The sequence below is a fragment of the Natranaeroarchaeum aerophilus genome (assembly GCF_023638055.1).
In the GTDB taxonomy this organism is placed as follows: domain Archaea; phylum Halobacteriota; class Halobacteria; order Halobacteriales; family Natronoarchaeaceae; genus Natranaeroarchaeum; species Natranaeroarchaeum aerophilum.
Genome location: NZ_JAKRVY010000021.1, coordinates 1 through 7,885, shown reverse-complemented (window position 1 = coordinate 7,885; position 7,885 = coordinate 1). Strand labels below are relative to the sequence as shown.

The following is a 7,885-nucleotide window of genomic DNA, read 5'->3' as shown; positions in this document are numbered from 1 at the left end:
ACACAGTTCCAACACCCTGCTTCCTTCATTGAGAACGTTTCTATGACACGCTCTAAGTTCCACTATTACCTGCTCCATCACGCCAATACAATTAACACACACATCCATAGTCTGAATCCCGTTGCGCTCATTTCGGAGCGAAGCGATGCCCATGGAGTCCGTCTATCAGAGGTGTTAAAGGAGGAAGATAGTGTTTGGGAGCTACTCGACTGGCTGAAAAAAGGGGAGTACTACGATGAAGATAGACAAAAAACGTACACGTTCGGGGATACGACTCGAGCTCACTACTATACCTCACTGCGTAAGTTTGGTAGAATGATGAATGATGGTGTTCTCCCAGATTCGATGGAGGTGATTCCGACGGGATCCGCAAGCAAGGTCAGTAAAAATGCGCCATTGCCAGATGAGGTGATCACTTGGGAAGATACAGTCAATATGATAAGGTCATGTTATAACTGGCGTGACAAAGCGATTCTTGCAGTAGCATGGGATTCGGGGGCAAGACCGTTTGAAATAGAGGACTTGACATACAATCGGGTGTCCCGCGATGGAGAATTCCTGCAAATCACCGTCGGAGGTAAAGGGACTCCCCTACGGGATGTGCGTCTAACAATTGCCAGTCCACTCCTGAAATATTGGCTTGAAAATGAGCATCCTGCCAATAGTGCTGGGGAGAGATTCACTTCGGAAACCCCAATCTGGAGCCATTTGGACAAGAACAGACCGCTATCACGAAGCGGGCTTTCGAGTATTGTACGAAGAGTTGCTGCCCGGATTGATATCGATAAACCTGTCAACCTACGACAGTTCAGAAAATCGAGAGCAAGCGTATTGGCGAGTCGGGAGGAAATCGATCGAGGAGATCTTGAAGAGCGACAGGGGTGGACAAAAGGAAGCAGGATTGTTGCAGTGTACATCGTTAGGTTCGGTAGTAGTACTGACGACAAAATAGCCAAAAGCGATGGGCTCTCAGAAGAACATCTGCCTGAGTCTGACCACGAGGAATTCCATGACCCTGCACCGGTCCTGTGCCCGAACTGCTCACGGTTCACGCCTCGCTACGACTCAGAATGCATATGGTGCAAAAAAGAGTTCAATCCCAATGCGGTAGAAGAGGTCGAACATAGTAACGTAGAGAGTCCCTCTGAGCAGAAGGCTAAAGAGGAAGCCAGGAGTGATCTTGTTGAACTGATCACTAATGGTGAAATCACTGAAGAAAGCGTAGTTTCAGCCAAGAAACTCCGGCGCGTCATCGAGGATTATCCAGAGTTACTGGACCACGCTGACAAGCTGAGGGAGTTGGTGGAGCCAAGTAGCGAAGATGATGATGGTGATGACGATGACGACTCCGCCGACAACGACGAGGACGACAACGACGAGGACGAGAACGATGAGGACGACAACGACGAGGACGAGAACGATGAGGACGACAACGACGACGATGATGAGGGGACATCACCTACCTCGATAACTCAGTAGAGGTCATCGTACCGATCATCCAATTTTTGTAGAAGTTCCAGCTCCCGTTTTGCAAGTTCAATATCCCCTTCATCACCTGCCTCAATAAGAACTGCTAGCCCCAATGTGCGTATGAACGCATCGTCATGCTTTATCAATTTTATCAGCTCTTTCCGGTTTTCTTTTACGTACTCGCGTGCCGTTGATGAGTTGTAATCAACCATCTTTGAATCTCAAATGTAGGCTCGGTTTTTCGCACGTAAGGACTCTCTCTGAAGGGCGGATATGTCGTCCTCCGGTTGAATCATCGTGCCTAATTCGACTGCACCGTTCTTGTACTTACCAATCTCTGCTTCATACCCTTTCACTTGCACGAACAGCCCAGAGTACCAACTTCGATATCGTGCTGACGGTGAAAACACAACGTACGCTCCATAGTTGCGTTTCTGAGCAAGTCTAAGCCGCCGGAAGAGCCGCTTGCTGAGGGTACCTGATTGATGCTGTATCTCAACTAACACTCCCTGAAGTGAATCATGGTTAGGAAGCATACCTCCGACATCAAAGTTCAGTTTGATGTTACTATTCCAGCGGTTGATCGGGAATTCTATCTTTGACTGGCTATAGCGATCATCATTCACTAATTGTTTGTAGACGGTTTGTTGTATCAACGGGTGATCTCGATCATTCGTGCGGCCATCTTGATAGCACCCTCGTTGGACGCTTCGATGGACGAACCGACGTTTTTTGGCGTCATACGTCAGCTGTTGCATCTCGTTGTACTCGTCGAGGCAATGTTGGCAGAAGATCGGTGGGGGTTCGTCAAGCCCTGCCTCACAGGCGGCATACTCTGTAACCGTTATGAGGGTCCCGTCCGGCTTCCTTCCTATGTAAATCTCCGACTCTTCACGAGCCATGGAATTAGTGTACATGCCGACGCCGATAATCATGCGCTCCATGACCCAATTGAGATGCATCGATATAGTCCTCAATAGGAAGTGAATTGCTGGCCGTACTAAGTAGGAGATACGGACGTATGCAACACCAAGTTGAATCCGACGAATCCTGTTGCTGTACTTGGAGCAGTCGAACTTGTGCGTGGATTTAGTTCGGCAACTGATCTTGGTGGACGAATACCGGCTCTTTTTCATCTTCTGCGGTTCGGAGTGCCTTCAGCAAGGAGACGGCCTCGACGAACTCGTCTGGTAGGGTAAATGGGTCTTCTTCGATATCTGCTCTGGTCTCGCAACTCACGAGGAAGGCTTCAAGACGGAATGTGGTGTTGGCTGGAAGAAAGACCACATTGAGTTCACCGTGGGTGGATTTTAACCACCCCTTGATGGTGTCTTTTGCATTAGTGCGTGTCTCTTCCATACTCTCCTGCCACGTCTTGTCACCGGGAACAGTCTCCTTCCAGGTGTCGTCGAGAGCATCTGTGAGAAGACCTGTGCCTGGCCCTTCGTTACGTGGTATTTTCTGTTCGGCTTCGATCACTGTTTGAAATGCGGTGAGCTGCGACCTTCGGACAGCAACCGGATATACGACAGTATACTCGTCTTTTGGAAGATCGATCATCGGTTTCGACTCGGACTCATCGGGTGGTGAAGGTGAGCCCAGAATCGACTGGAGAAGTCCCATAAAATAAAATAATCTGTAACCCTTATCAATTTTCTGTAAATTCTTATAGGAAGAGTGGACAACCCGGTCTATAACACCGTCCAGAATACTTATCTGGACTATCCCGGTGTGAGGTTTAACGAATACAGCCGCTTTTAACACCAGAAATTGTTGAGTGCAACAGCAAAAAGAGGTTCTTCACTTCCGTCTCGTCCTTCATCCGACGCGGATGTTTCGCTCCCATCCTCAATTATGGGAATTACCATCTTGGTAATTAACGAGAGATAAAAAGATAGTGTCTATTGGTAGATGCCGTTAGAGGTAAAGTCTAACTTTGTGCACTGATACTAGTTATTAGATGCTTGACTCTACATCACTGGATGTTTTTCCACCGAATTCTGGCGAGGAGTTCGAACTCCTGATAGCAGATCTGCTCGAGGCCGAATATGACTCCAAGACAAGCAGGCATGGCCGTTCAGGACAATCTGATGATGGGGTCGATATCTATTTTACAAGTTTGGAAGATGAGATGGTCGGTGTTCAATGTAAGCGGACAGATGATCTTTCAATCCAGACTGTTCAGTCTGAAGTAAATAAGGCGACCGCATTCAGTCCGCCATTGGACACGTATATTATTGCGACTAGTGCCCTTCAGGACAAACACCTGCAAGAAGAGGTTCGACATCTCAACGATGGGCGCGCCGAAGACAAATTTGATATCGAACTTCTAATGTGGGATGATGTAACACGACTCCTATCGAAACATCGTTCGATTTTTCAGAACTACTACGCACAGTATCTTACGCTTCCGGATGTTACTCTCGCAGAAGCTGGTGTCTATGAAATTTCTGATGGCTACTTAGAACAGAAGCCGCCCCGGTCCGCAAAAACGGCTTGGCAACTAGAGTTTACAATTTCTGAGATTCGTGCCGGATATGCATTCGATCGGTTGAACGAAGACAGTAGTTCAGTTGTGACTCAGCTCACCTCTGCTGCCCGTTCCGGACGGCAAATTGCACTCTGTGGCGAGGCGGGGTCTGGAAAATCAACGGCCATGAAACAAGTCTGCTGCCAACTACACAACGAGGGAGTACCCACTCTGTTTTGTCCGGATACAAGTTCTCCTGAGTCGGCAAAAGATGCAATCAAGGAATGGGCAGCAGACCAACAAGATGGGGTCATTGTGGTCGAAGACGCACACAGAGCAGGTTTGGGTAATGTATTTAATCTCGTCGAATTATGTGAGCGATATGATCATATTGGTTTGGTTACAGCTGCCCGGGAATTAAGTTCTGGATCTCAAGCTCAAGATCTGCAAATTGAATCGAACCGACCACTGCCGAGCACGCTCGAAACCGTCTCTCTCCCTCCAATCTCGATCGCAGAAGCTGAGGCCGCAGTTGAAAAGTACGAAAACGTTACGAACACTAGTCTCCAAGTCTCTCCTAAAGTTATTTTCCAGCAAATCCATCAAGAACCACACAGTAGCTCAGTTCTGAGTCTAATATATCTCCTTTCAATCCTTGACAAGGAGGCTAGCGATCCTGCAGTGAAAACTGACGTTGATTCCATCCTTGGTTGTGATGTACGGCAGGTACGCGCTGAGCACGAGTCTGAATGTGAGAGAACTATTGCAATGCAGACCGCCCTTTTGAAAACTAGCAGGCTACCCCTCAATGATGAGTTTTTCCACACATTAAATACGCAGGGGTATTCTCACGCAGAGATTGATGCCGCTCTTGAGACGCTAGAAGGCACTATTCTTTTCCATGAGGATGGTGACGAATATCAAACTAAACACGAAATGTGGTGCGTCGAGTACCTGAAACAAGCTTTAAATGAGAAGGAGAATGCAGCCATCGATCGGTTTGAACGCTGTATTAATTCCACAATTCAACTGAGCGTTGATCCTGAAGTTCGTAAAGACATCAACAACTGGTACCGACGTGAGGTAGTACCTTCAGAAATAGATCAATCTGTTGACTCGAGCAAATTACTTCGGAGACTATTCCGTCCCGGTATTATATACAACCAGTTGATCGACTATTACGGCGAATCAGGATATTCTGGTATAGAGATTCCTGAAGTTGTGCCCCGCCCGGTTGAACTACATCAATACGTTTGGCGTGGAAACATGGCTCTCTCTCGGGGAGGCTCGAGTCGGGGAAGTAGTGACAGTGAATGGGCTAAGCGTGAGTATGAAACGCTCATGGAAAGAATTGAAATGTGTCAGGACCTACCGGAACCAGTTCAACATGATCTTGAATCAATTGCGTTGACGAATACTGCACAAATCAAAAAGAACCAGGCGAAAATTGAAGAGGCCATTACAGATCTTAGAGAGGCGTTGGAATTGGAACCAGTTGATGGTTCTTCCCCAGGGAAGTCAACCATTTTTGCTAGTCTAGCTGAACTCTATATTTTTACTGGGGATACTACCAAGGCTGAATCATGCTTCAGACAGGCCTGCGCAATCGACCGAGAACTCGGTGATCGACATAGTTGGGCAAAACACATTGGAGGCCTTGCAGTCCTCTACTTCGAACGAGGTGAATCAGATATTGCACAAGCGTGTAATAATACTGCTAAACGAGTCTTTCAGGAGATTGGCGATCTTCAAGCACTTACTCATGTCTATGGACGGACTAGCGACTACCTTTTTGATAAGGGAGATTATGAAGCTGCCCGGTCTCTCACTGAGCAATCCCTGAAAATAAATCGCCAATTAGACCGAAATGTGGAAGCCGCAGAAGACTTGATGACACTCGGTTCTCAAGAGATCCGGAGACATAACCCAGTTCCCGCTCGAAAGTATACTGAGCAAGCCAGGTCTTTGTTCGCTGCAGCGGGAAATCACAGATCTGTTGCTATGTGTGATGGGAATTTAGCGAACGTAGAGTCGCTCGAAGGTAATTGGACCATGGCAAAACGCCAACATCAAGAGGTGATTGACAAACTTGAGGATCTCGGTGACGAAACCGCATTAGCGAGGGCTCACGCTGACTTAGCTAATACTTATCTTCAATGCGGTGATTTCACCGACGCCCTTCCCCAAATGGAAAAGGCAGCAGACATGCTATTTGAGGTTGGTGAGTACCGCAAGGGTGCACGGTTAATGATCAATGCCGGGCAAATAATCTATCAGCTTGATGCCGAGCTAGAGGCGGGCACACTGTTTGGAACAGCAATGATGCAGTTGCTTGCAGGGGAATCATATGATGACGCCCTCTTGGCCCTCGAATATATGGTTGAAATCCATCTCAGTCGCTCTAATCCCAAACAGTCGAAAGCTTTTGCCCTACAGGGATGGTTAATTAGTTGTAGAGAAGATTACCCATACTGGCAAAATTGTTTCCTCACTCGATATCATATGGCATTGTCAATATTCTGTCCCTCACTATACGAACTCGTACATGCAAATCTCTCAGAATCCATGTCTACAGACATCTCTAATGATGATATGGAAGTCTATATTGAACGCACGGCTGCTGGAAAGAATGATGATTGATTGGAAATATAGGGCTCTGGTGAATCCCTATAGGGCGTCGTGTTCAGCTGTTGAGCGTGCATTGTAACTGCTCTTGACAAGAGCCAAGCAGGGTTGTTGGGGCAATAGCTACCGCTGAGAACGATCACAAGAAAACTTTTGCCGCAACCTCTCGTAGCTTAATACCCCAATCCGGACGCTGTCTAGTGATTCACCAGAGCCTCGTAACCTGCTTCGCTACATTTCCCTCAACTACTGGGGAGCAAAATATGCCTTCTCTGTGGGTTGAGCCTATAAGGCTACCCGACACCCGAGCTAACTTCAATAACCCTAGCAGAGCCAAGTTTTGCTACTTATTCACCGTTTCTGAACGTAGCAATGCGATCACTGGAATAGTAATCCCGGCTACCACCGAAAGTGCATTCAGGTTCTGCCCAGGGGTGACGACCTTTCGATCGGCATTGAAATCAATTGCATCTGCATCCGCCAGCGCTGGCAGATGGTGCTGAACAAGATTCGTATACACAGGTCGGTAGTCCTCGTTCGGGATCTCGGGAATCGGCATGTTCTGCTCAGCAGATGCAACGTTTTTCGCCAGCCTGCGGACTGTCACGGTTTCATTTGACTTCAAGTGGGTGAGATACCATATGACTCGACGGCGACGCTCTGATTGGAGAAGATGAAAAATATGTGAAAGCGTCTCTCCTGAAGGTGGTTTTTCATCAAAGTCAGGTGCAACTGATGGAGTCATTGGTTCTCGACCCCGGTCACGATGCCACAGTCTTCATTACGAACGTCTGCGTTGGTTTTCATGGGTTGATCGGCCTCTCGCTGTGAAACCCAGGGCAGGTGTGGCAGCACCTGTCCACCGTTTAGGCGAATTATCTAGGTTCCAACATAATCTACTGGAGTGGACTTATACTTAAAACTAAAGACCAGCTCAAGAAGCATTGCTGAGATCCCTCCTATCGGCAGATCCGATCTTCTCTACTGCAATATGGATATGAACTTACTCGAAAAACTGCATCAATACGATTTTGCGGTTAGGATTCCTCCCAGTATAGACTTAGTTTACACACCTTGGACTGGTCGCAAGCACGAGAGATTTAGCGGCATCTTGAAAACTTGTTCGGTAAATAGCGTTTGTGACCGTGCGAAATACGGAGTGCAGTTATAGGACTATTCAAACTCCGGTCAATATAAAATGAGATGGGTCGAGATAGATGGGGAAACGGGCAAGGATTTAAAATAAACCGCTGTTAAAAATCACCGGCTTTGGTGAATCGCCATACGTGAGTTAATTCGGGTGGGTGACGGCTCGTTTGA

6 protein-coding genes are annotated in these 7,885 nt (G+C 47.4%); 2 read left to right on the top strand and 4 right to left on the bottom strand.

The genetic code is table 11. The annotated features are described in order from the left end of the window. Positions 1-1,479 (top strand): tyrosine-type recombinase/integrase (locus AArcSt11_RS16710; RefSeq protein WP_250598821.1); only part of this gene is annotated, 1,479 nt, incomplete at its 5' end. On the opposite strand, the gene AArcSt11_RS16705 is transcribed toward AArcSt11_RS16710, so the two are convergent. From AArcSt11_RS16705 to AArcSt11_RS16695, 3 genes are all read right to left on the bottom strand, one after another. Further along, positions 1,473-1,682, bottom strand: a complete 210-nt coding sequence (locus AArcSt11_RS16705; RefSeq protein ID WP_250598819.1) for a hypothetical protein — start codon at positions 1,680-1,682, stop codon at positions 1,473-1,475. The two genes, AArcSt11_RS16710 and AArcSt11_RS16705, sit on opposite strands and share 7 nt — an antisense overlap. A gap of 9 nt (positions 1,683-1,691) precedes the next feature. Beyond that, positions 1,692-2,432, bottom strand: coding sequence for a hypothetical protein (locus AArcSt11_RS16700; protein ID WP_250598817.1), 741 nt, complete (start codon positions 2,430-2,432; stop codon positions 1,692-1,694). A 127-nt stretch (positions 2,433-2,559) separates the two neighbouring features. Continuing rightward, positions 2,560-3,234: a hypothetical protein gene (locus AArcSt11_RS16695; RefSeq protein WP_250598815.1), complete on the bottom strand. Its 675-nt coding sequence runs from the start codon at positions 3,232-3,234 to the stop codon at positions 2,560-2,562. Between the two features lie 196 nt (positions 3,235-3,430). Here AArcSt11_RS16695 and AArcSt11_RS16690 point away from each other — a divergent pair, with 196 nt between their 5' ends. After that, positions 3,431-6,580 (top strand): P-loop NTPase, encoded by a 3,150-nt coding sequence (locus AArcSt11_RS16690; RefSeq protein ID WP_250598813.1) that lies wholly within the window; start codon positions 3,431-3,433, stop codon positions 6,578-6,580. A gap of 328 nt (positions 6,581-6,908) precedes the next feature. Here the strand turns inward: AArcSt11_RS16690 and AArcSt11_RS16685 are convergent, their stop codons facing one another. Further along, entirely contained in the window at positions 6,909-7,310 is a 402-nt protein-coding gene (locus tag AArcSt11_RS16685; RefSeq protein ID WP_250598811.1) for a DUF7344 domain-containing protein, read from the bottom strand. Between the last annotated feature and the right edge of the window lie 575 nt (positions 7,311-7,885).